Origin of the sequence: Tenacibaculum litoreum, from assembly GCF_964513915.1 — a bacterium.
GTDB classification, from domain to species: domain Bacteria; phylum Bacteroidota; class Bacteroidia; order Flavobacteriales; family Flavobacteriaceae; genus Polaribacter; species Polaribacter litoreum.
In genome coordinates this window covers 187,793-209,637 of sequence record NZ_CAZEQS010000004.1, presented here as the reverse complement: position 1 = coordinate 209,637, position 21,845 = coordinate 187,793, and the positions used below count along the sequence as shown (strand labels likewise).

Annotated in this window: 24 protein-coding genes and 1 tRNA gene; 9 read left to right on the top strand and 16 right to left on the bottom strand. The window is 32.0% G+C overall.

The window, feature by feature from the left end; all coding sequences use genetic code 11:
* Positions 1 to 112 precede the first annotated feature (112 nt).
* From ACKTTR_RS12455 to ACKTTR_RS12430, 6 genes are all read left to right on the top strand, one after another.
* On the top strand, positions 113 to 1,210 hold the full coding sequence (locus ACKTTR_RS12455) for a sensor histidine kinase (protein WP_408028158.1): 1,098 nt from the start codon (positions 113 to 115) through the stop codon (positions 1,208 to 1,210).
* Positions 1,211 to 1,215: 5 nt separating this feature from the next.
* Positions 1,216 to 2,541, top strand: coding sequence for a sigma-54-dependent transcriptional regulator (locus tag ACKTTR_RS12450; RefSeq protein ID WP_408028157.1), 1,326 nt, complete (start codon positions 1,216 to 1,218; stop codon positions 2,539 to 2,541).
* Between the two features lie 183 nt (positions 2,542 to 2,724).
* Positions 2,725 to 2,895 carry a hypothetical protein gene (locus ACKTTR_RS12445; RefSeq protein ID WP_408028156.1) on the top strand — a complete coding sequence of 57 codons (171 nt, stop codon included), beginning with the start codon at positions 2,725 to 2,727 and terminating at the stop codon, positions 2,893 to 2,895.
* A gap of 67 nt (positions 2,896 to 2,962) precedes the next feature.
* Positions 2,963 to 4,264 (top strand): Glu/Leu/Phe/Val family dehydrogenase, encoded by a 1,302-nt coding sequence (locus tag ACKTTR_RS12440; RefSeq protein WP_408028735.1) that lies wholly within the window; start codon positions 2,963 to 2,965, stop codon positions 4,262 to 4,264.
* Between the two features lie 11 nt (positions 4,265 to 4,275).
* The gene (locus tag ACKTTR_RS12435) at positions 4,276 to 4,695 is read left to right on the top strand and encodes a GreA/GreB family elongation factor (RefSeq protein ID WP_408028155.1); all 420 of its coding nucleotides are present in this window, start codon (positions 4,276 to 4,278) and stop codon (positions 4,693 to 4,695) included.
* Between the two features lie 10 nt (positions 4,696 to 4,705).
* Positions 4,706 to 5,092, top strand: coding sequence for a hypothetical protein (locus ACKTTR_RS12430; RefSeq protein ID WP_408028154.1), 387 nt, complete (start codon positions 4,706 to 4,708; stop codon positions 5,090 to 5,092).
* A 209-nt stretch (positions 5,093 to 5,301) separates the two neighbouring features.
* Here ACKTTR_RS12430 and ACKTTR_RS12425 read toward each other — a convergent pair whose 3' ends face one another.
* From ACKTTR_RS12425 to ACKTTR_RS12415, 3 genes are all read right to left on the bottom strand, one after another.
* Positions 5,302 to 5,937: a class I SAM-dependent methyltransferase gene (locus tag ACKTTR_RS12425; protein WP_408028153.1), complete on the bottom strand. Its 636-nt coding sequence runs from the start codon at positions 5,935 to 5,937 to the stop codon at positions 5,302 to 5,304.
* An 81-nt stretch (positions 5,938 to 6,018) separates the two neighbouring features.
* Positions 6,019 to 6,882, bottom strand: coding sequence for a helix-turn-helix domain-containing protein (locus tag ACKTTR_RS12420; RefSeq protein WP_408028152.1), 864 nt, complete (start codon positions 6,880 to 6,882; stop codon positions 6,019 to 6,021).
* 115 nt (positions 6,883 to 6,997) lie between these two features.
* Positions 6,998 to 7,072, bottom strand: a tRNA-Pro gene (locus ACKTTR_RS12415).
* 221 nt (positions 7,073 to 7,293) lie between these two features.
* Here ACKTTR_RS12415 and trxB point away from each other — a divergent pair.
* A complete protein-coding gene (gene trxB / locus ACKTTR_RS12410) occupies positions 7,294 to 8,232 on the top strand; it encodes a thioredoxin-disulfide reductase (RefSeq protein WP_408028151.1) in 939 nt (312 codons plus the stop codon).
* Positions 8,233 to 8,283: 51 nt separating this feature from the next.
* Here the strand turns inward: trxB and ACKTTR_RS12405 are convergent, their stop codons facing one another.
* From ACKTTR_RS12405 to ACKTTR_RS12390, 4 genes are all read right to left on the bottom strand, one after another.
* Complete coding sequence (locus ACKTTR_RS12405) at positions 8,284 to 8,901, bottom strand: aspartyl/asparaginyl beta-hydroxylase domain-containing protein (protein WP_408028150.1); 618 nt, start codon at positions 8,899 to 8,901, stop codon at positions 8,284 to 8,286.
* A gap of 140 nt (positions 8,902 to 9,041) precedes the next feature.
* Positions 9,042 to 9,482: a GNAT family N-acetyltransferase gene (locus ACKTTR_RS12400; protein ID WP_408028149.1), complete on the bottom strand. Its 441-nt coding sequence runs from the start codon at positions 9,480 to 9,482 to the stop codon at positions 9,042 to 9,044.
* Positions 9,483 to 9,576: 94 nt separating this feature from the next.
* On the bottom strand, positions 9,577 to 9,987 hold the full coding sequence (locus ACKTTR_RS12395; RefSeq protein ID WP_408028148.1) for a DUF1348 family protein: 411 nt from the start codon (positions 9,985 to 9,987) through the stop codon (positions 9,577 to 9,579).
* Positions 9,988 to 9,992: 5 nt separating this feature from the next.
* Positions 9,993 to 10,517, bottom strand: a complete 525-nt coding sequence (locus ACKTTR_RS12390) for a TetR/AcrR family transcriptional regulator (RefSeq protein ID WP_408028147.1) — start codon at positions 10,515 to 10,517, stop codon at positions 9,993 to 9,995.
* A gap of 181 nt (positions 10,518 to 10,698) precedes the next feature.
* On the opposite strand from ACKTTR_RS12390, the gene ACKTTR_RS12385 reads away from it, so the two are divergent.
* Entirely contained in the window at positions 10,699 to 11,454 is a 756-nt protein-coding gene (locus ACKTTR_RS12385; protein WP_408028146.1) for an SDR family oxidoreductase, read from the top strand.
* 78 nt (positions 11,455 to 11,532) lie between these two features.
* Complete coding sequence (locus ACKTTR_RS12380; RefSeq protein ID WP_408028145.1) at positions 11,533 to 12,114, top strand: TetR/AcrR family transcriptional regulator; 582 nt, start codon at positions 11,533 to 11,535, stop codon at positions 12,112 to 12,114.
* Here ACKTTR_RS12380 and ACKTTR_RS12375 read toward each other — a convergent pair.
* The 9 genes from ACKTTR_RS12375 to ACKTTR_RS12335 form a co-directional block, all read right to left on the bottom strand.
* Positions 12,103 to 12,897 (bottom strand): cation transporter, encoded by a 795-nt coding sequence (locus tag ACKTTR_RS12375; protein WP_408028144.1) that lies wholly within the window; start codon positions 12,895 to 12,897, stop codon positions 12,103 to 12,105. The genes ACKTTR_RS12380 and ACKTTR_RS12375 overlap by 12 nt on opposite strands.
* 65 nt (positions 12,898 to 12,962) lie before the next feature.
* Complete coding sequence (locus ACKTTR_RS12370) at positions 12,963 to 13,508, bottom strand: TPM domain-containing protein (RefSeq protein ID WP_408028143.1); 546 nt, start codon at positions 13,506 to 13,508, stop codon at positions 12,963 to 12,965.
* 99 nt (positions 13,509 to 13,607) lie between these two features.
* Complete coding sequence (locus ACKTTR_RS12365; protein ID WP_408028142.1) at positions 13,608 to 14,264, bottom strand: intradiol ring-cleavage dioxygenase; 657 nt, start codon at positions 14,262 to 14,264, stop codon at positions 13,608 to 13,610.
* 132 nt (positions 14,265 to 14,396) lie between these two features.
* Positions 14,397 to 15,035, bottom strand: coding sequence for an RloB family protein (locus ACKTTR_RS12360; protein WP_408028141.1), 639 nt, complete (start codon positions 15,033 to 15,035; stop codon positions 14,397 to 14,399).
* Positions 15,036 to 15,040: 5 nt separating this feature from the next.
* Positions 15,041 to 16,333: an AAA family ATPase gene (locus ACKTTR_RS12355; protein ID WP_408028140.1), complete on the bottom strand. Its 1,293-nt coding sequence runs from the start codon at positions 16,331 to 16,333 to the stop codon at positions 15,041 to 15,043.
* Positions 16,334 to 17,027: 694 nt separating this feature from the next.
* Complete coding sequence (locus ACKTTR_RS12350) at positions 17,028 to 17,456, bottom strand: META domain-containing protein (protein WP_408028139.1); 429 nt, start codon at positions 17,454 to 17,456, stop codon at positions 17,028 to 17,030.
* Between the two features lie 11 nt (positions 17,457 to 17,467).
* Positions 17,468 to 18,469 carry a PliI family lysozyme inhibitor of I-type lysozyme gene (locus ACKTTR_RS12345; RefSeq protein WP_408028138.1) on the bottom strand — a complete coding sequence of 334 codons (1,002 nt, stop codon included), beginning with the start codon at positions 18,467 to 18,469 and terminating at the stop codon, positions 17,468 to 17,470.
* Between the two features lie 237 nt (positions 18,470 to 18,706).
* The gene (locus tag ACKTTR_RS12340) at positions 18,707 to 20,515 is read right to left on the bottom strand and encodes an acyl-CoA dehydrogenase family protein (protein ID WP_408028137.1); all 1,809 of its coding nucleotides are present in this window, start codon (positions 20,513 to 20,515) and stop codon (positions 18,707 to 18,709) included.
* Positions 20,516 to 20,634: 119 nt separating this feature from the next.
* Positions 20,635 to 21,825: an acetyl-CoA C-acyltransferase gene (locus ACKTTR_RS12335; RefSeq protein WP_408028136.1), complete on the bottom strand. Its 1,191-nt coding sequence runs from the start codon at positions 21,823 to 21,825 to the stop codon at positions 20,635 to 20,637.
* Positions 21,826 to 21,845 lie beyond the last annotated feature (20 nt).

Below are 21,845 nucleotides of genomic sequence, written 5' to 3'. Positions count from 1 at the left end.
GAGAATATATGATGTAGGAGTTTTTTAAGGCAAAGTGAGCGAAGGAGAGTTATTTTGTATTTTTATTCCCAGAAAGAGCAAGAGTTTATCAGAGCTTAATAAAAACTAATCAATGAGGTCAGCAAGTACAACAGAAAAAGAACTAAAAGAACGTATAAAAGAATTAACCTGTCTTTATGAGGTAACATCTTTAATAATAAATGCCAACCTTGATCAAGTTGATGTAACTTTAAAAGCAATTGCAAAAAGTTTAAAAAGAGCATTACAGTTTCCAAAAAATACTCGAGTTTTTATCGACATAGAAGAATATTCTGAAGAGGAAAAAAATACAAAAGATGAGCTTTGTATAATTTCAAGTACTATTTCTGTTTTTAATATATCTAAAGGAAAAATATCAGCATTTATAAAAGGAAAGGAACTTAAGGATAACTTATATCTAAAAGAGGAAAAAGAATTATTTGATACTGTTGCTATAAAAATAGGAGGACTTTTAGAGCGTATTGAAATAAAGAACAATGAGCTGTCGATGAGGCGTAAAATGGAACACGCCGACCGTTTGTCAATCTTAGGAGAACTAACAGCAGGAATTGCCCATGAGTTAAATACTCCGTTAGCTAATATATTAGGTTACTCAGAGTTGTTAAAGGCAGATATGTCAAGTAATGAAAAGGGGTTGGCAGATGTAAATAAAATTATTCAAAGTGCTATATTTTCAAGAGAAGTAGTAAAAAAACTCATGTATTTTGCTTGTGAAATGCCGCAAGAAATGAAAAAAGTAAATATAATTCCAAGTATAAAAGATGCTATAAATTTACTGGATGCTACTTTTAGAAGACAATCTGTAAAATACTTAGTCAAAGTAGAAGAATCTGAATTGTGGTTGCGAGCAGATACGGTTCAACTTACTCAGATTATTTTCAATCTTATTATTAATGCTATTTACTTTTCACCTAAAGATGGACTGGTGACTATTGAAACATTTCAAACAGATAAAGAAGTGGTATTAAGAATTTCTGATGAAGGAATAGGATTAAGTGAAGAAGCTCTTGAAAAAGTATTTCAACCTTTCTTTACAACGAAGCCAACAGGAGAAGGAACAGGATTAGGATTAAGTGTTGTGCATGGTATTGTATCGAGTCATAAAGGAACAATAACTGCTAAAAATGGCATTGAAAAAGGTGCTATCTTTGAGGTTAGGTTACCAAAATAAAAGAAATGCCGTTAAAAAAAGAAAATATATTAATAGTAGATGATGATGTTCATATCTTAGAATTGTTACATAGGCATTTACAATCCTGGAATTATCATACCTACAAGGCAGTATCGGTTAAAGAAGCGGTTACAATTTTAAGAGATACCCCAATTGATTTGTTAATAACCGATTTAAAAATGCCAGAAGTGGATGGTTTTGAGCTTGTTAAATTTGTTTCAGAACACTATCCAAAGCTACCTAAACTTATAGTAACAGGATATCCATCTGTTCAAGATTCACTAGAAGCCATTAAGTCAGGAGTAGTAGCATATCTAACGAAGCCGTTTACAAAAGAAGAGTTGAAAACGGCAATGGATGATGCTTTAAAAAAAGCAGCAATAAGCCAGAAAAAAACTACTCAAGAAAAAGAGAAAAAATATTTTTATGGAGATATGATAGGCTCTTCAGAAAAGATTAATGAAATTTTTCAAATAATAGATCGAGTAAAAAACAATAAGGCAACAGTTTCTATTAGAGGAGAAAGTGGAACAGGTAAAGAGTTAGTGGCACGTGCAATACATTATGAAGGAAAATTTGCTAAAGGTCCATACATAGCGGTAAACTGTGGAGCAATTCCTGAGAATTTATTAGAGTCTGAGTTGTTTGGTTATATAAAAGGAGCTTTTACAGGAGCAGATAGTAACAGGAATGGTTTTTTTCAAGCGGCTAATGGAGGAACTATTTTTTTAGATGAAATAGGCAATGCTTCATTAAATGTACAATCAAAGTTATTAAGAGCTTTACAAGAAAAAGAAGTGGTGAAGGTTGGAGCTCAAAAAGCAGAGAAAATAGATGTTAGAATTATTGCAGCAACAAACAATAATTTAAAAGAGATGATTCAAAAAGGAACATTTCGAGAAGATCTGTTTTATAGGTTGACAGTAGTTGAAATAGAGGTGCCACCTTTGAGAGAAAGGAAAGAAGATATTTCTATGTTAGTAGAAAAGTTTCTGTTTAAATATGGGGTGGAATATAAAGATAGGTTTGTAAAAATAAGTCCTAAAGCTTTAGCTATACTACAAAGATATAATTGGCCAGGGAATATTAGAGAGTTAGAGAATATAATACAGCGTGCGGTAATTATGTGTGATCGCATAGTAGAAGTAGAGCATTTACCTGATTCATTAAAGTATAATGTTGATTTTTCTGAGGAAAGATTAATCTCCTTAAAAGATATGGAAAAACGTCATATACAATATGTATTAAACGCAACTAATAACAATAAAACAAAAGCAGCAAAAATTCTTCAAATAGATCGTAAGACATTACGAGAAAAACTAAAAGAATAACAACACTTTTTCTGAGTGTTTTTTCTCCACCCGAGGAGAAATTACCCACTTTTATTTTAAATAAAAATTTATAAAAACTTCTGAGTCCTTCATAAATAAAGGGATTTAGAAGTTTTTGTTTTTTTGGCATGTTTAGCGGCATGTCATTTGCCTTTATAGGAAAGAATAAAATGAATATAATTTATGAACACTAATCCTTTTAATATTTGTCCATCATGTACAGAAGTAAATATATGTGTGTTAACCAAATCTAAAGAAAAGGTATGGTCGTGTAGTGAGTATAATGAGGTGAGTGCAGAAAAAGCAAAAGAAGATGACGTAACTGCTATGAAACAAGAAATGCAAGCTGTATAATAAATAACGTATGAATAATACAAAAAGTGAAACTTTAGGAAGTAAAATAAATTCAAACATAAGTGAGATGACATTAACCAAAGAATTAAAAAAACCAGCGAAGCGAAAGAATGCTAGAGGAATGGTTGATAATGTACTAGAACAGTTTAATAGTGCATCAGATCAAATTGGTTTGCACCCTAATATTCGTAAGATATTAAGTATTACGAATAATGAAATCATTGTTAATTTTCCAGTAAAAATGGATAATGGAGATGTTGAAATTTTTCAAGGATATCGTGTACAGCATAACAATGCTTTGGGGCCATATAAAGGAGGGTTACGTTACCACCCAACAGTAGATATAGATGCAGCTAGAGCTTTAGCTATGTGGATGACATGGAAGACATCTCTTGCAGGTTTGCCATACGGTGGAGGTAAAGGGGGGATACAAATAGATCCTACTAAATACTCAAAAGATGAATTAGAACGTATCACTAGACGTTTTACGTTTGCATTAGGAGATAATATTGGGCCAGAGCATGATATTCCTGCTCCAGATGTTAATACAAATGCTCAAACAATGGCATGGATGGCTGATACCTATATGAGTACAAAAGCACCAGCAGAGCGTTCTATGAATCAACATGTAGTTACAGGAAAACCAATAGGTAGTGGAGGTCTTGAAGGAAGAGATAGAGCTACAGGTTACGGAGTTTTCTTAACTATTAAGTTTTGGGTAGAAGAAAATAACCAAACCTTAGAAGGTAAAACTTTTATCGTTCAAGGTTTTGGAAATGTAGGGTATTGGGCAGCTTATTTTTTAGAACAAGAAGGAGCTAAAATGATAGGAGTTCAAGATGCTTATGGAAGCATTCAAAATACAAATGGAATCAAGGTAGAAGACCTTTTTAACTATACAAAAGCTAATAATGGAAGTTTAGTTGGATATCCAGAGTCAACAGAGATAGAAAAAGAAGACTTCTTTGCTACTGACTGTGATATTTGTATTCCTGCAGCATTAGGAAATCAAATTACTGAAGATAATGCACATTTAATCAAAGCTAATTTAATAGCTGAAGGAGCAAATGGACCAATAAATGTTGAAGGAGAAAAAATCCTTTTAGAAAAAGGTGTAACAATAATCCCAGATATATTATGTAATTCAGGAGGTGTAATTACTAGTTACTTTGAATGGCTTCAAAATCGTAACGGTGAGTTATGGAATATGGAAGAGGTTATTGTACGATTAGATAAGAAACTAAAAGATTCATATACCAGAGTTTCAGATTATGCAAAGTTAGAAGGAGTAGATATGCGAAAGGCAGCTTATTGTATAGCGATACAACGTATTGAAAAGGCATATGTTCAACGAGGTATTTTTCCATAAAAAGCAGTAAAATGAAACACGGAAGTTTAGTTTTAGAGAAAAAAGAGTATGTGTACATTAAGAGTTTACTAAATGTTTCAGAGCATACTGAAGAAGGTAAAGTACAAACATCATTAGATAAGTTTGCTGAAGAGTTAAAATTGGCTAAAATTTTAGATGAAGAAGAAATGCTAGATGATGTTATACGCTTAAATACTGTTGTAACTATAGCTTCTGGAGATGTTTGGGAAAAAACTATTCAGATCGTAAAACCAACTGAAAAGGATTTGAAAAACAACAAAGTTTCTATTTTAACGCCTATAGGTATAGCTTTATTTGGTTATGCTTTAAACGATGTAGTTCACTGGGATTTACCAGGTGGAAAGAAAGAAGTTAAAATTTTAAAAGTAACTCAAAAGGAAGGGAAAGAGAGTTTTAGTACCTTAATTTAAAGACAAAAAAATGACACTTAATAATCACGGCAGCGATATAGATGTAGTACATAAATACAACCATGTAGAACTGAAAGGATGGGTAAATCAATTGAAATATATTAATAGAGAAATTGAGAATCTTTTAAGTTTATGTAAACACTGTTTAATAAATAAAGCTATACCTGAAGAAACATTGGAACTTTTTTCTGAAAGGAAAAAATTGAATAATGAGCTTTATAAAACTGTCTTATCATACTCAAATACGTATGTTAATGTAGCAGAGTGTGATGATATACAATGTGACATGGCATATTTAGGAGAGTACGATAGGTTACGTGAGAGTTATCACAAAAATTTGGAAGTTTATCAAAAACTTAAAGACAAGTTTTTTGATGAAGTTTTACTAAAAGAATAGCATTCTTGTAAAGCAAGTATGTTAGATTTGTAGAGTTAGTTGTAAAACCTTGGAATCATGTAGTTCCAAGGTTTTTTTGTTTCCATATAATCAAGAATCAATTTCATATAGTACTCCTTATCTTTTTCTTTCTAAAAATCAACTTTGTATAATAAACTTACCATTAATGTAAATACCAATACTACAATTAGTATTTTTCTCATTCTCAACTAGAGTTTTTTACCTATAAAACGAATTATACTTCCTTTACCGTTGTGGGAATTTCCTTCATTTAAAAAGACTTCTTTTTCTTCTAAAACTTGAATTTCAAAACCAGTAAAATCTTGTTGTATTTGCTCTATAGAAAAAAGCATATTTATGTCTTTTGGACCACCTATTTTGGGATTATCCTTCTGATAATTCAGATGATTTTTACTAAACGCTTCTAAAATTATATATCCTTTTGGTTTAAGAAGTGTAGTCAATTTTTGATGAATAATAGAAATTTTCCAAGCAGAAAAATGTGCGTAGATTAAACCAATAACATCAAAAGATTCTTTTGGAAGTTCAAGATCTTGTATGTCGCCTACAACATACTTTAGATTTACATTAAACTCAGAGGCTAGTTTTAGAGCTTTACTTTTTCCCTCAATACTTAAATCGGTAGAAGTAACATCCCATCCTAATTTGGAAGCATATACACCATTTCTACCTTCTCCATCAGCAGGTAATAAGATTTTTCCAGTTTTTATTTTTTGAAGCTCTTCTTTAAAAAATAAGTTGGGTTCTTTGCCATAGGCAAAGTTGGTGTTTTGATATTTTTCATTCCAAAATTCCTTATACTTTAAATCATCTTTTATCATCATATTTTTAATTTAATTTATATGATGTAAAAGTATATTGAGTCTAAGTCTCTACTATAGGATAATTGTAAAGTAGTATTGTACTTATGTTAGTTTTTTTCTGAAAGCTTCAGGAGAGTAGCCAGTGTGTTTTTTAAAAAATCTAATAAAATATGAAACATCTTCATATCCTAAATAATATGCTATTTGGTTTATTTGATTGGAAGATGCTAAAAGATACCTTTTAGATTCTAGTATAATTTGTTCATTAATAACTTCTGAAGCTGTTTTACCTAAAGTCTGTTTTGTTATGGTATTTAACTGGTAGTTAGATAGATTTAACATACTAGCATATTTTGAAACTTGTTTTACCCTAGTAATGTTTGTTTCTAATAAATGTAGAAATTTCTCAAGAGATTCTTGAATATATAGATCCTTTGTATTAGAGTCTTTATTGTTGGTGCTTTTTAACCTTAGTAACTCTATAAAAAGAATATGAAGATTAGATTTTATAACTTCTTTATATGCTTCAGCTTTATCTTTGTATTCTGAAAAAATAGATGCCAATAAAAGGTTAATTCTTGAAAAAAGGTCTTCTTCTAATAGATAATGATTTGAAGCACTTACCTTTTGTAATAAAAAATTCATTCTTTTATCAATAGGGTAATAAAAATCAGTGTTAAACTGAATCATAAAACCTTCGCTATTACTTCCTAATTTTAGTTTGTGTACTTGACCAGGGCGAATTATAAAAACAGTATAATTAGCTACATTATAATCTACAAAATCTATTTCGTGATTTCCTGTGCCTTTTTTTAATACTAAAAAGAAGTAGAAATCGTGCCTGTGAAGTTCATGAACCATATCTTTCCCACTAAGAAGCTCCTGAAGGCTTTTAATCGTAAAGTTACCAGATAAATTAGGTTCTTTAATAGAAGCTTTTAAATGTCTTACAGGAATGGTTTTCATGAGGTTAGAATCAAACTAAAGCAATACAAATTTAAGTAGAAAAAGAGCAAGGAATAATAAGTAATTCTAAAAAATAAAAAAGTCCTATAAATCAGATGATTTTAGGACTTTTTAGTCGGGGTGGCAGGATTCGAACCTGCGACCTCCTGCTCCCAAAGCAGGCGCGATGACCGGGCTACGCTACACCCCGAAAAGTGTAAAATTCGTAGTGTAGTTTATCTCGAGTTAAACGAGAGGCTACACCCCGAATAATTGGGACTGCAAATGTAGAAAAAAAAAGTAAACGACAAATAAAAAAATGAAATAATTATTAAATAATTTGACTTTATAAGACAATAGTTAAAATATATTTAAAAGCGGATAACTAGAAATAAAAAAAAATTACATTTGTAACTTCAAAAATTCAAGATAATGGCAGAAAAAATTAAATGTTTGATTATTGGGTCTGGTCCAGCAGGTTACACCGCAGCTATATATGCAGCGAGAGCAGACATGAAACCAGTTATGTATACAGGAATGCAAATGGGAGGACAATTAACTACAACAACTGAGGTAGATAATTTCCCAGGATATCCAAAAGGTACTGATGGTACAGCAATGATGGAAGATTTAAAAAGTCAAGCAGAGCGTTTCGGAACAGATGTACGTTTTGGAATGGTTACAAAAGTAGAGTTTTCTGATAAAGAAGGAGGAATTCATAAAGTAACTGTAGATGATTCAACAGAGATTGAAGCACAAACTGTTATTATTTCTACAGGAGCAACTGCTAAATATTTAGGTTTAGAAAGCGAACAACGTTTAATAGGTGGTGGAGTATCAGCTTGTGCTACTTGTGATGGTTTCTTTTACAAAGGACAAGATGTTGTGGTAGTTGGAGCAGGAGATACTGCTGCTGAAGAAGCAACATATTTAGCCAATATTTGTAGTAAAGTTACTATGTTAGTTCGTAAAGATTACATGCGTGCTTCTAAAGCAATGCAACACCGTGTAAACAAAACAGAAAATATTACTGTTATGTATAACACTGAAATTGATGAGGTGTTAGGAGAGAATGTTGTTGAAGGAGTTCGTGCTGTAAACAATCAAACTGGAGAGAAAACTGAGATTCCAGTAACAGGTGTATTTATTGCAATAGGACACAAGCCAAACTCTGATCTGTTTAAAGGTGTTTTAGATATGGATGATACGGGGTATTTAATTACTAAAGGAAAATCTACCAAAACAAATTTACCAGGAATTTTTGCCGCAGGAGATATTCAAGATAAAGAATATCGTCAAGCAGTAACAGCAGCAGGTACAGGTTGTATGGCAGCTTTAGATGCTGAACGTTACTTAGGTGCGTTAGATTAAAATAAAAAGTTATATAAAACAAAAAGGGTACGCTAGCGTACCCTTTTTGTTTTAATTAGAATTTTGTCCACTTTCACGAATAACCTGTCGAATCCAATCATTAGGAATCATATCAATAGTAAGGTTTATGCGTTCTTCATCACCATTATTAATAACTTTATGAGGATCGGTAAGTCGCATATACCAGCATTCTCCAGGTTTCATCAACACAGGAGTGTTATTCAAATAAAAAGTTACATTTTCATTGTTAAGAATAGGAATAGTAAGTCGTATTACTGATTTTTCAATCTCCAAACCTAAAGTAGGATCGGTATGTTCCTTTACTGTTGAGTGTGGAGCCAGTCGAAGTAACCTAACTAAGTTTACAGTGGTATTTTCTTTAAAAAAATCAATAACACTAGTTAAATACGGAGACTTTTTTAAAGCATTAGTATCCAACCAATCTGTCCACGAACCATCTGCATAATCCTCAGCAGGAGGTGGGAAAGGTAATGATGTATCCACTAAATGTGCAGGTGAACGTAAAGGAATTACATCATAATATTCAAAGTTATCTAACTGCAAAGCTTTGGCTTCTTCAAGCATTTTAGCTACTTCAAAATTAAAGGGTAGCTTAATACGATCATTAAACGTATTTTTTGTAGATATAGTAGTATCAGATGTTTGCATATGTAGTTGTATAAAGTTTAGGTTAGTATTATGTAAAACTACAAAAGATTAATTCTTTTTCATAAAGATTACAGTTTGATAAAGTTAACCCTTTTGTGCCAATTTTTAGAACTTGAGTTATTGGTAGCAGCTCTTAAGTCTTATTTACTTAACTGCATGTGTAAAATAGGGTATGGTTTTCCTGTAGCGTCCAGTTCAGAACGTTTGATAGTCTCAAAACCAAAATGATTGTAAAAACCGACAGCTTGTTCATTCTGCTCATTTACATCTACCTTATCCACATTCAATTTGTCAATTGAATATTCTAATAGGGTTTTACCTACCTTTTTACCTCGATATTCAGGGTGGATAAAAAGCATTTCTAAACTTTGTTCAGCAACACCTAAAAAACCTACTATTTTATTATTGATTTTAATACACTTTAACTCTACTGCATCTAAATACGTATTTAGAATAAGAGGTTTAAAATAAGCAATGTCTTCTTCTTTTAAAAAATGATGCGTAGCCCTAACGGAAGCTTCCCATAAGTCAACTACTTCTTTATATTCGGTACTATTTATTTCATCTATTTTGTAATTCACTTTTTCAAGTTTTATGTAAGCACTAAAAATACAAAAGCGACTTTGATGTTTTATCAAAGCCGCTATTATTTTTTACTAAAAAAAGTTAATTATTTTAAAGACACCTATCAACTTCTTCTATTTCAAGATCATTAATACTCGCATATCTTTTTCTCATTTGTCCGTTATCATCAAACTCCCAGTTTTCATTACCGTAAGCCCTAAACCATTTGCCTTCTTTGTTCTGATATTCATATTCAAAGCGTACAGCAATTCTATTTTCACTATGTGCCCAATACTCTTTTTTTAGTTTATAATTAAGCTCATTTTGCCACTTTTTACTCAAGAAGTTAATAATTTCTTCTCTACCGTTAACAAAGGTGTCTCTATTTCTCCATTCACTATCAATAGTGTAAGCTAATGCTATTTTTTCAGGATTTTGAGAATTCCAAGCATCTTCTGCTAGTTGAATTTTTTGTTTAGCTGTTTCAAGACTAAAAGGAGGGAGTGGATGTTTCTGTTCCATAATATTTATAGTAAGTTTTGTATTATTTTTTTTGATTTATATACTATTTCATTCGATTTAAAGAGTTGACTTTCTATGATAGCGCTTTCAAAAAGTAGATAAATATGTGTAGCAAGTAATTCGTTGTCAATTAACTCTTGAAAAAAGTTGTTCAATTCTTTTTTATGTAATTGAATTACGGTTAAAATACCTTCCTGTTCTTTAGATATTTCTGATAGAATATTTAGAAAGCTACAACCCCTAAAATTTTCTTTTGTATTCATATAAGCTATAAAATCGAATGCTAGTAATATCCTATCTTTTGAATTTTTACTTTTCGAAGTAAACTTAAATAGTTCTTTAAACCAGAGCTCGTGTCTGTTATTTAAAAAGTCAATACACAAAGCATCTTTTGATTTAAAGTGCTGATAAAAACTTGCTTTGGCAACTTTAGCTTCTTTAATAACTTGGTTAATACCCGTACTGTTATAACCTTGTTGATGAAATAAATGCGCTACAGTTTCTAATATACGTTCTCTAGGACTACTCATACTCTTAATTTTTGTCAAAGTTATATGAATTTTAAAGAACAGACAAGTCTGTTCGGTGTTTTAACATTTTTTAATCCAATAAATAAGATGAATTTTTATTTGGAACAATCGTTCTATTATGTGTATGTTTGTAAATGGAATGATTGTTCCAGAATTAAATATTAACTAAAAAACAAATAAAATGAGTACATTAAAAGGTAAAATAGCTGTTGTAACCGGTGGAAATAGTGGAATTGGCTTTGCATCTGCCAAAGAATTAAAAGACCAAGGAGCAACAGTTATTATCACAGGAAGAAATTCCGAAAAAGTTAAAGAAGCATCACAAAAGTTAGGAGTTAAAGGAATAGTTGCTGATGTTAAAGATATTACTGCTATTGAGAATTTAGTAGAAGAGGTTAAGAAAGATTTTGAAAAAATTGATGTGTTGTTTGTAAATGCTGGTATTTTTCAACCTGCTCCAGTAGGAGATATTAGCGAAGAAATGTTTGACCATCAAATGGCTATTAACTTTAAAGGAGCTGTATTTACTACCGAAAAATTCTTACCAATTTTAAATGAAGGAGCATCCGTTATAAATTTATCATCTATAAATGCTTATACCGGAATGCCAAATACAGCTGTATATGCAGCATCAAAAGCAGCGCTTAATTCTTATACACGAACAGCAGCTACAGAATTAGCCCCAAGAAAAATAAGAATTAACTCTGTAAATCCAGGACCAATATCTACACCAATTTTTGGAAAAATAGGAATGGAAGAAGAACAATTACAAGGTTTTGCTCAAACAATAGAAAACCGTATTCCTTTAAAACGATTTGGACGACCAGAAGAAGTAGCTAAACTAGTTTCGTTTTTAGCATCTGATAATGCTACTTTTATAACTGGAAGTGAGTATAATATTGATGGAGGAACAAACATCAATCCATTATTGAGTTAATTTTTTTTGAATATATTTGGAATGAAAGTTCCAATATGGTAATTTTGTGGAAGTGTAAATAACTTCCACATTTTTTATATGCCAAGAGTTAAATCATTTGACGAAAAAGAAGTACTAGCCAAAGCAATGTGTTTGTTTTGGAAGCAAGGATATTCTGCTACTTCCGTGCAAGATTTGGTAAGTCAATTAGGAATAAACAGGGCAAGTTTATATGATACCTTTGGAGATAAAGAGCAGCTCTTTAAAAAATCTTTCGAACTTTATAGAACTACTACAAAAAAAGGGTTAATAGAATTTTTTCAAAGTCATCCAGATGTAAAAGAAGGCTTTGCTGAGCTTTTTAATAAAGCAATACAAGAAGCTATTCTTGATGAAGATAAAAAAGGATGTTTTGTGGTAAATGCTACAACAGAACTTATTCCAAATGACGAAAGTTTACAAAAAGTCTTGATAGAAAATAAGCGTGATTTTGAAAACTTATTTTATGAATATTTGAAGGAGGGTAAGGAAAGAGGACAATTAAAAAATAGTGAAAATTTAAGAGCCATTGCTACTCTTCTTTATACACTTTATAATGGTATTCGAGTTGTTTCTAAAGTAGATCCTACTAACAAAGAGTTATCTAATTCTATAAATGTAGCTTTGTCTTTACTTACTTAGTTTTAAAATTCGAAAAGCTCCTTGAATTACTAAAACAAAAACAATAGTTCCGATAATCAAATCAGGTTTGTTAGAATTTAACCAATGCACTAAAACTCCTGCTGTTATTACTCCTAAATTAATAATGATGTCATTTGAAGTAAAAATCATACTCGCTTTCATATGTGCTTCTTCTTTGCTTTTTGATTTTTGTAAAATATAAAGACAAATTCCATTTGCGATAAGTGCTAAAACAGAAACGATTATCATTGTTGAAAAATTAGGAAGTTTTTCAGCTCCAAAAAACCTTCTTAAAACTTCAATAAATCCAAGTAAAGCAAGAGTTATTTGAAAATATCCAGCAAGTTTTGCAATTCTTTTCTTTCTTGTTAAAGTTCCACCAACGGCAAAAAGGCTAATTCCATAAACAAAACTATCAGCAAGCATATCTAAGCTATCAGCAACAAGTCCCATTGATTTAGAAATAATTCCCGTTGTCATTTCAACAATAAAAAAAGCAGCATTAATTCCGAGAACAGCCCAAAGTAACTTTTTCTGATTGGTGTTTTCTTCAAAATCAGTTTGACTGGTTTTTTCTGTGGAAACCCTTTTTCCGCCTAAGTTTAGTTCAATTACCGATTTTTCAATTAAATCAACTTCTTCGTTATGAAAAACCGTTAATTTTCTATTAGGAATATCAAACTTTAAATTTGCTATACCAGAAATTCCGTCTAACTTCATTCGAATTAAATTCTCCTCAGAAGGACAATCCATTTTGGTTATTTCAAAGATAGTTTTATACATTCAGTTCCTTTTTGAATCAGTAATAAGTAGGATGGTTTGTTTTTATAGTTATGTGATAGATAGTACTATTCCCACTTAGTCATTAACTCAGTTATTCCTTTTTCAATACCAAGGTAATATTCTCCTTTTTTAAATTCAGGGATAATTGTTTTTTCAATTACTTCCTCACAAATTTCGTCTGTTAAAATTTGTTCTGTTCCAATGCCTGTAGAAATTCTTATTTTTCTTAAGGTTTTACTGAAAACAATAGTCAAGCCGTTATTTTTTTCTTTTTGACCTACACCATTATAATTTGATAAGTCAATAGCGAATTGACTAAAATCGGTGTATTTTCCGATTGATTTAATAGAAACAATAGCTATTTGGTTGGAAGTCTTTTTCTCATACTCTCGAATTAACAATGTTAACTTTTCTAGTTGTTCAATGGTGAAGAGAGATTCATAATCATTTACTACATTTTTTAGTGTGGGTAAATCACTTTCACCTAAATCGAATTTGGTAAATTCAGCTTTAGGAGGGTTAGTGTTTATTTCATTCTTCTCATTTTGCTGCAACTTACAGCTTGAAATTGTTAAAAAAGAGAGTATTATTATTTTAAAGAAAAGTTTCATTTTTATATAACTAGTTTAAACAACTAATTTAGTAAATGCATATTGAATAGAAGTCTGAGTTCTTTAGGGGTAGGTGAGTAGCAATCGTAACTAAAACTTTTACTCATAATCAGGAATATTCAACCCTAAGATTAAATCCCTATGAGCAGTCCAAATACCATCTTCTTTTTTAAGTTGTATAATTCCAGAGCCACCTCTGTTTTTTTCTGATTGCTTTTTTTCTTCAGTAAGAGCAGGGTCACTTTCAAATTGATAACTGTCAATATAATAAGGTACTGTATTGGGTTCTTTTACATAAATATGGATGTGCTCTGGCTCTTGTGTATTTGGATAAGATACAGGTCTGAATGTATAAAAAGTAAATTTTCCATCTTCACCTGTTTTTAGCCAGCCTCTATACTGTCCGTGTCTTTTTTCCGAACCTACAGGTTTATCACTAGGTTGGTAAATTCCATTTCTGTCTGTGTGATAAATGTAGAGTATAACATTTTCAGCAGGTGTTTTTCCGTCTTTTTTAAATGCAGTACCCGTTATTTTTAGTTTTGGTTCATTTTCATGAAAACCAGGTAAGGTACCAACTGACTTAGGATTTATATTGAGCATTTTATAATCCAACAAAGCTTTACAGTCTTGGCAAGCCCCACCTACGTTTCTTTCTGTGTTAGTTTGCGATTGCCCTTTACAAGAAGTTACAATTAGCATTAAAAAAAGCGCTCGTAAATAGTGTTTTAATGTTTTGTGTTTAGAAAATGTCATGACGTATTCGTATAAAATTAGTTGTGTTTTTAAAGCTCTAATTTAATGAATACGAACTGAATAAGGAAACAGTTGTTTTTCAGAAGTAGGTGAGAACAAGCAATTATTTATAGCCATTGTTGGCAGCAGGCTTTATTTTTTGTCGGTCACCTTTTGAATTTCTTCAATTTCGAATAGAGAATTCATTTCACAGATAGCTTTACTCGTATTGTATTTATCAAATTTTAGGTTTTTTGAATGTACTTTGGCATCACTTAACTTATGTTTGAGTTTTAAGTAAATATCATTATCCTGTTTTGTGAAATATTTTCTTGTTTTTTTGTAATCAGTTAAGTGTTTTTTTAGTTGTTTTTCCGCTGAATTACAGTCTGAAAAGAGTTTACTAGTTTTTTCAAAATGTAATAAAAACCAAAATTCTATACAGGGATTGTTAACAATTACAACAACATTATCAAACTTTTCAGCTTTTTCTTTTAGTTTAATAAATAATTGTTCGCTTGTTTCAGCTCCTTTTCTGGCTTCGCGTGTCTCTTTTACAATGACATCATAATCTACAATCCAAAAAACTTTTGTGTAGTCTTCAGCTAAATCCTTAACCATTTTAAATTGTTCAGGAATACTTTTTTTACTTGGAAGTTTTGGTTCTATGTTTATGTTTAGCTCTCTTTCGTTACGCTTTAACATTTGCAAGTACCAAACCTCAGTATCCCCATCTACTACAAATGCAAATGCATTTGAAGCTGTTATTTTAAATTTCGACCTTTTTCTCATAAGTATTAATCAAGGTCAATATAGTAATCACCCAAATTAGGCTTACCTTTTAGTTTTCCACTCTTGTATGCATTTAAAACATTAGTAGTGTCTCTAACTACAGAAGTGTCAAAATCAGCTAAGGAATATAACTGAGTTGAACAGTTTTCAGATTTATTTGTAAACCAAATCGCATCATTTCTAAATAAATCCTTATTATCTAATATTTCTCTATTATGGGTAGTAGCCAATATTTGAGAATCTTGAGAATTAACAAGAAAAGACAATATGAATTGTATATATAAATCTGGGTGTAGAGATGATTCTAGTTCATCGATTGGAATTATGTTATTGTTTTTTATTAATAAGGCTAATAAACCTGCAAAACCATAGTATCTCCTTGTTCCTTGAGATTCTAAATCAATTGGCAAACTATATTTCTTTCCATTTACAGTATGTTCAAAATCTATGCTAACTGAAGTTATTTTTCCTTCTTCTTTAAGTTTGTTGACTCTGTCATTAGAGATCTCTAGTTTTTCTACGAAATCAAAAAATCCTTCTGGTAGTTCTTCATCTTCTTCTTGAATTAATATGTCTGATATATGAAAATCAGCTTTTTTGAGTATGCTTATTACATCTTTTTTTTGTATTTCTTTATTTTCAATAATTGATGTAACAAAACCTTCTAATTTGGTTTTGGTATATACTAAAGGTTTAAGGTAATTACTAAACCAGTCAACAGTTTCATTGAGTTCAATAAAATCAATGTTAGTTTTTAGGTAACCTCCTAAAACAGTATTGTTCCAAAGAGTATTGGATTCAAGTGTTTTTTTAAACGTTTTGTCTTGTTTTATTTTACTGCCAAATTTTATTTCAGAAAATTGATGTTTTAAATCTGTTTTTCTTGTGAAAACATTTGCCTTTTTGGGATTATAATTATCTAATTTTTCACTTACGATTGCTTGTTCAGTAAATTCCACTTCATAGTCATATCGTATTCCATTTTGTAAAAAATTAATAGATAGTATTGAAGTCTGATTAGGTGTCTGTTCGTCAAAAAGAAAAGGGTTGAATTCCAATTCATCAGTTTTCTTTTCTTCGGGCTCTAGGACTAAATCGCGTAAAAACTCTAAACCATTAAGTATTGTGGTTTTACCTGATGCATTGGCTCCGTATATAAGAGCTAACTTAAGTAATCTAAATCCATTTGTATTTACAATGTAATAATCATTAAGGTGTTTAGATTTGTCTGCTTCAAAAGTTAATGTCTGCTTATCTTTTACAGAGCCGAAGTTTTGCAAACTAAAGTTGATTATCATTTTTTATATCTATTTTGTAAGTTGTTTACAAATTAACAATAAAAAACTTAATTTACTTAGGTTTTTTTGTTTAATTTTTGTTAAGGTGTTGCATTTTAAGCTTACTGCCAACTTATCTATATAAATGTAAAATACATCGTTATACAACCATTTTGGTAGGTTTATGATTGTATTTTATGTTTATTTATACTTTAACGAACTTACTAATAATAATTTAATCTTCTTACGGAATCCCATAAGCTTAGCTATTTAGGGAATAAAAGGTGTTTTAAGTGTCATTAAAGGTAGCGCGGTCGCTGATATCACGGCGTGCTCCGCAGATACCACGGCACGGGTCGCTGATATCACGGCATGCTCCGCAGACACCGCGGCACGGGTCGCTGATATTACGGCATGCTCCGAAGACACTACGGCACAGGTCGCTGATATCACGGCATGCTCCGAAGATACCACGGCACGGGTCGCTGATATCACGGCGTGCTCCGCAGACACCGCGGCAAGGGTCGCTGATACCACGGCATGTTCTCTGCTTTTACATCAGTGTAGATTCAAACCAATATTCTCTGTATACTTATGAGCGGACGTTGCCTTTGGTAGTAAAAAATAAACCTCATACTAACAAACCCAAAAAAGGCTATATAGTATGAGGTTTCCCCTAAGTTATTAATTCGTTTAAAGTAACAACTATCGTGAATTATTCTTCAGTAGTTACTTTTTTAAAGCGCATCATGGTTACATCGTCCATTAATAAGTTTAGTTTTCCTTCTATGTCAATACTATACTTGTTTATTTTTTTAATGGTTTTTAAAAACTCTTGTTCTCCTTGTCCGCAGTACATCATTGTAGTTGGTCCTGCTTCCCCAAAAGAAATAGCATTTTCTTTATCTAAAGTAAATTCAGCAGTATATCCGTTACAACCATTATTACCCATCACTTTCATGGTTTCTTTATCAAACATAAGTAGTGGTTTTTTCATGTGAAATAATGCGTCAAAGGCAATTTTAGGTCCAGAAATGTATTCTAGTTCCCAAGTAGTTCCGTATAATTGTTCAGCAGTATCTTTTTTAGCACAAGACACTGTGATCAATAGAATTGCTGCGAATACGAATGATAGTTTTTTCATAATATTTAAGTTTAGTTATTAGTGTTCAATTCAGTAGAATTTTTTACTACAAATTTTCTTGATGCTTCTCCATCTACCAATTTGTAAGTAATTTGTCTGGTACCACCAGTAGGGTTAGCATTAGTATCGTCTTCTTTATAAATAGGAAAACGTTGTGCTAAGGTTGTTTCAATAATGGTAAATTCATCGTGCCCCATATATCCCTTACTTAATTCTTTATTATCGGTAATAGGAGGGAAGTATATTTGATTCATTGACTTTTTGTTGTTTACTGAAAAACCTATTACATTTCCGTAGCTTCCACTTCCGTCAGATTTTGTATAAATTAATACTTCAGGAGAACCATCAGAGTTTAAATCTTCAATTTCAGCATCAACAACATTACCATCAATTGTTTGAGTAACGGCAGAATTGTCAATTTCTAATCCGTAAGGAGTAACCGTTAATTCAGTTTCCATTCCATTTTTTTGAGTAGCAATGCTAAAACTAACTCCTTGTAAGGTTACATTTTTTCTAAAAATGGTTTTGTCTATCTGTGTTTGGTCAAGATTTCCTTCAATTTTATGATAAGAACCTGCGAGACTTCCTCCACCTGAACAGTAAAAGTTTAATAAACTGTTATTTTCTTTGTTTGCCGTTGCAATAGAAATTTGTTTGTTTTTAAAAGAAAAAACTACAGTTTTACCATTTACGTCAGCTGTATACGTGCTGTCATTTGTTTTTTTAGCAAGAGTGTCAAAAGTACAAGTAGGTTTTTTCTTGTCAGCACGTGAGCGAACAGCAATTTTTATATTGTCATTTGCGGCTGGTCTTACAGCAACTGAAACCCAATCGTACCCTTCGTTCCTCTTTTCGTATTCTGAAGAAACGTAGTTTCCTGTAACATCAGTAGTTGTAGCTACAGTTTCTTGTTTTGTGGTTTCTTGTGTGTCTGCTTTTTTTGCTTCTTTTTTACAGCTAACTATGGCTAAGAAAGCCATTCCTAGTAGTGCTGTGGTAGTAAGTTTTATCATGCTATTTTTATGTTTTGCTCCTCAAGAACAATAAATATACCATTAAAGATATGAAAAAACGTTTTAAGAAAACCTTAAGAACCTTGATTTTCTAGTAGGTTGCTACTGTAGAATATAGGCTGAACAACGTTTTTTGAGGGTATAAAAAAAAGACCGCCAAAAATTAATTTGACGATCTTTTAAACAAACAACTAAATTCTAAAACCTATAAAAGTTGAAGAAATTTTTTCTATTTTTTTAGAAGCAGTATTTATTTTCTGCTTTTAATTTTTCTGCGATAGTATCACGTAACTCAACTACGTTAGGGTAGTTTGCGTATTTTGTAAAACGCTTAAGTCCCATTAACATCATGCGTTGCTCATCACCTTCAGCGAAAGAAATAATTCCTTCTCTTGCGCTTCTAGTAATAATTTCAACAGCATTGTATAAGTATAACTTAGCCATTGCAATCTGTTCTTTTTGAGCATCTTCACCAAAACGTTTTGCGTTCTTTTCAGTTCTTAAAATTCCAGATTCTGCCATGTATATTTCAATTAAAATATTAGAAGCAGCAGTTAATAACTGTTGGTGTTGTTCTAACTCAGGACCAAACTTTTGTAAAGCAGCCCCAGCTACCATTAAGAATACTTTCTTTAATTTAGCGATAATCTCTTTTTCTTCTGAGAATAATTCAGAATAATCTGGAGTATCAAAAGAAGGAATTCCCATTAATTCATTTTGAACTGCCATTGCAGGATTTAATAAATCTACATGACCTTTCATGGCTTTTTTAACTAGCATTCCTACCGATAATAAACGGTTGATTTCGTTAGTTCCTTCATAAATACGAGCAATACGAGCATCTCTCCAAGCAGATTCCATTGGAGTTTCTTCAGAGAACCCCATACCTCCAAAAATTTGGATTCCTTCGTCAGCACAGTTTTGTACGTCTTCAGAAACCGCTACTTTTAAGATAGAACATTCAATAGCGTATTCTTCAACACCTTTTAATTCTGCTTCTTGATGAGAGTTTCCTTCTGATTCACGAATCGCGATTCTGTCTTCAATGTTTTTAGCAGCTCTGTATGATGCAGACTCACCAACATATGCATTGGTAGCCATTTCAGCTAATTTCATTTTAATAGCTCCAAAATCAGCAATAGGAGTTTTAAATTGCTTACGCTCGTTAGCATAGTTTACAGCATGTGTTACAATTCTTCTTTGAGAATCTAAACAAGCTCCTGCTAATTTAATACGACCAACGTTTAAGGCGTTCATTGCAATTTTGAATCCACCACCACGAACAGATAACATATTTTCAACAGGAATTAATGTATCGTTGAAAAATACCTGACGAGTAGAAGATGCGCGAATACCTAATTTGTGTTCTTCTTCTCCTAAAGTTACTCCATTAGGGTTGTTTTTATCATATTCTAAGATAAAACCAGTAATGTTTTTATCATCTTCGATACGAGCAAAAACGATGAAGATTTCAGCAAAACCTGCATTCGAAATCCACATTTTTTGTCCGTTAATTTTATAGTGCTTTCCGTCTTCAGTTAACTCAGCAGTAGTTTTACCAGAGTTAGCGTCAGATCCTGCTCCTGGTTCTGTTAAACAGTAAGCTCCGAATTTTTCACCCATTGCTAATGCAGGAACATATTTTTGCTTTTGCTCTTCAGTACCGTATAAAGTAATTGGCATCGTACCAATACCTGTATGCGCACCAAAAGCTGTACTAAAAGATCCTGTTCCACTTGAAATGTAATCACAAGTTAACATGGTAGAAACGAATCCCATTCCTAATCCGCCATAAGCTTCAGGAACAGCCACACCTAAGAATCCTAATTCACCAGCTTTACGCATAGTTTCTTCGGTAAGTGCATAATCTTTCTTTTCGAAACGTTCTTTATGAGGAATGATTTCACGGTCGTTAAATTCTTTAACCGCATCACGCATCATTGTTTGCTCTTCTGAAAAATCTTCAGGAGTAAATATATCTTCACATTTTGTTTCTTTTACTAGGAACTGCCCTCCGCGTAAAAGATCTTTTGTTAATTCTGACATAATCTTAGATTTTAGTATTTAGTAGTGAGTATTGAGATACTAACTACTTTTATAATTTTGTTACTTATTTTTTAAAAGAGATGAGAAAATTCTCAATACTCAATACTTATATCTTAATTCTAATTTAAGAATTCAAAAATACCAGCAGCACCTTGACCAGTACCTACACACATGGTTACCATTCCGTATTTGTTATTCATGTTACGCTTACGCATTTCATCAAATAACTGAACAGATAATTTACCACCAGTACATCCTAACGGGTGACCTAAAGCAATTGCTCCACCATTTACGTTAACGATATCCGGATTTAATCCTAATTCGCGAATAACTGCTAACGATTGTGAAGCAAACGCTTCGTTTAGCTCAATTAATTCAATATCACTTTGTTGTAAACCTGCTTGTTTTAATGCTTTTGGAATAGCTGCTACAGGACCAATTCCCATAATACGAGGTGGTACTCCTGCTGCTGCATAACTTACCAAACGAGCTTCTGGTTGAATACCTAACTCTTTTACCATATCTTCACTCATTACCATAACAAAGGCAGCTCCATCACTTGTTTGTGATGAGTTACCAGCAGTAACAGAACCATTAGCAGCAAATACTGGACGTAATCTTGCTAAGGCTTCTACGCTAGTTCCACGACGTGGACCTTCGTCTTTAGTAACTGTGTAATTTCTTGTTGCACGTTTTCCGTTTCCATCAATGTAAGTTTCTTCTACATCAATTGGAGCTATTTGATCTTGAAAACGATCACTATCTAACGCTTTTAAAGCTTTCATATGCGATTCGTAAGCAAATTGATCTTGGTCTGCACGAGATACATTGTATTGTTGAGCTACTGCTTCTGCAGTATTACCCATTCCCCAATAATAATCTTCGTGACCTGCATTTACGATATCGTAGTTTAATTCTGGTTTAAAACCTGTCATTGGTACAGAACTCATGCTTTCTGCTCCACCAGCAATAATACATTCTGCCATTCCAGATTGAATTTTTGCTACTGCCATACCAATAGTTTCTAATCCTGATGAACAGAAACGGTTTACGGTAACTCCAGGAACATCTACAGAATCTAATCCGATTAATGAAATGATTCTTGCCATGTTTAATCCTTGAGAACCTTCTGGCATTGCGTTACCAACAATAACATCGTCGATACGCTTTACGTCGAATTCTGGCAACTTACCCATCATATATTTGATGGTTTCAGCAGCTAATTCGTCAGCTCTTTTAAATCTGAACACACCTTTTTTAGATTTCCCTACGGCGGTTCTATATCCTTTTACTATATATGCTGTTTTCATTTTATTTTTAGTATTGAGTA

Bases quoted from the DNA above. Each gene is read 5' to 3' on its own strand.
- ACKTTR_RS12455 (WP_408028158.1), top strand. From the start codon at position 113: ATGAGGTCAGCAAGTACAACAGAAAAAGAACTAAAAGAACGTATAAAA.
- ACKTTR_RS12450 (WP_408028157.1), top strand. From the start codon at position 1,216: ATGCCGTTAAAAAAAGAAAATATATTAATAGTAGATGATGATGTTCAT.
- ACKTTR_RS12445 (WP_408028156.1), top strand. From the start codon at position 2,725: ATGAACACTAATCCTTTTAATATTTGTCCATCATGTACAGAAGTAAAT.
- ACKTTR_RS12440 (WP_408028735.1), top strand. From the start codon at position 2,963: ATGACATTAACCAAAGAATTAAAAAAACCAGCGAAGCGAAAGAATGCT.
- ACKTTR_RS12435 (WP_408028155.1), top strand. From the start codon at position 4,276: ATGAAACACGGAAGTTTAGTTTTAGAGAAAAAAGAGTATGTGTACATT.
- ACKTTR_RS12430 (WP_408028154.1), top strand. From the start codon at position 4,706: ATGACACTTAATAATCACGGCAGCGATATAGATGTAGTACATAAATAC.
- ACKTTR_RS12425 (WP_408028153.1), bottom strand. From the start codon at position 5,937: ATGATGATAAAAGATGATTTAAAGTATAAGGAATTTTGGAATGAAAAA.
- ACKTTR_RS12420 (WP_408028152.1), bottom strand. From the start codon at position 6,882: ATGAAAACCATTCCTGTAAGACATTTAAAAGCTTCTATTAAAGAACCT.
- trxB (WP_408028151.1), top strand. From the start codon at position 7,294: ATGGCAGAAAAAATTAAATGTTTGATTATTGGGTCTGGTCCAGCAGGT.
- ACKTTR_RS12405 (WP_408028150.1), bottom strand. From the start codon at position 8,901: ATGCAAACATCTGATACTACTATATCTACAAAAAATACGTTTAATGAT.
- ACKTTR_RS12395 (WP_408028148.1), bottom strand. From the start codon at position 9,987: ATGGAACAGAAACATCCACTCCCTCCTTTTAGTCTTGAAACAGCTAAA.
- ACKTTR_RS12390 (WP_408028147.1), bottom strand. From the start codon at position 10,517: ATGAGTAGTCCTAGAGAACGTATATTAGAAACTGTAGCGCATTTATTT.
- ACKTTR_RS12385 (WP_408028146.1), top strand. From the start codon at position 10,699: ATGAGTACATTAAAAGGTAAAATAGCTGTTGTAACCGGTGGAAATAGT.
- ACKTTR_RS12380 (WP_408028145.1), top strand. From the start codon at position 11,533: ATGCCAAGAGTTAAATCATTTGACGAAAAAGAAGTACTAGCCAAAGCA.
- ACKTTR_RS12375 (WP_408028144.1), bottom strand. From the start codon at position 12,897: ATGTATAAAACTATCTTTGAAATAACCAAAATGGATTGTCCTTCTGAG.
- ACKTTR_RS12370 (WP_408028143.1), bottom strand. From the start codon at position 13,508: ATGAAACTTTTCTTTAAAATAATAATACTCTCTTTTTTAACAATTTCA.
- ACKTTR_RS12365 (WP_408028142.1), bottom strand. From the start codon at position 14,264: ATGACATTTTCTAAACACAAAACATTAAAACACTATTTACGAGCGCTT.
- ACKTTR_RS12360 (WP_408028141.1), bottom strand. From the start codon at position 15,035: ATGAGAAAAAGGTCGAAATTTAAAATAACAGCTTCAAATGCATTTGCA.
- ACKTTR_RS12355 (WP_408028140.1), bottom strand. From the start codon at position 16,333: ATGATAATCAACTTTAGTTTGCAAAACTTCGGCTCTGTAAAAGATAAG.
- ACKTTR_RS12350 (WP_408028139.1), bottom strand. From the start codon at position 17,456: ATGAAAAAACTATCATTCGTATTCGCAGCAATTCTATTGATCACAGTG.
- ACKTTR_RS12345 (WP_408028138.1), bottom strand. From the start codon at position 18,469: ATGATAAAACTTACTACCACAGCACTACTAGGAATGGCTTTCTTAGCC.
- ACKTTR_RS12340 (WP_408028137.1), bottom strand. From the start codon at position 20,515: ATGTCAGAATTAACAAAAGATCTTTTACGCGGAGGGCAGTTCCTAGTA.
- ACKTTR_RS12335 (WP_408028136.1), bottom strand. From the start codon at position 21,825: ATGAAAACAGCATATATAGTAAAAGGATATAGAACCGCCGTAGGGAAA.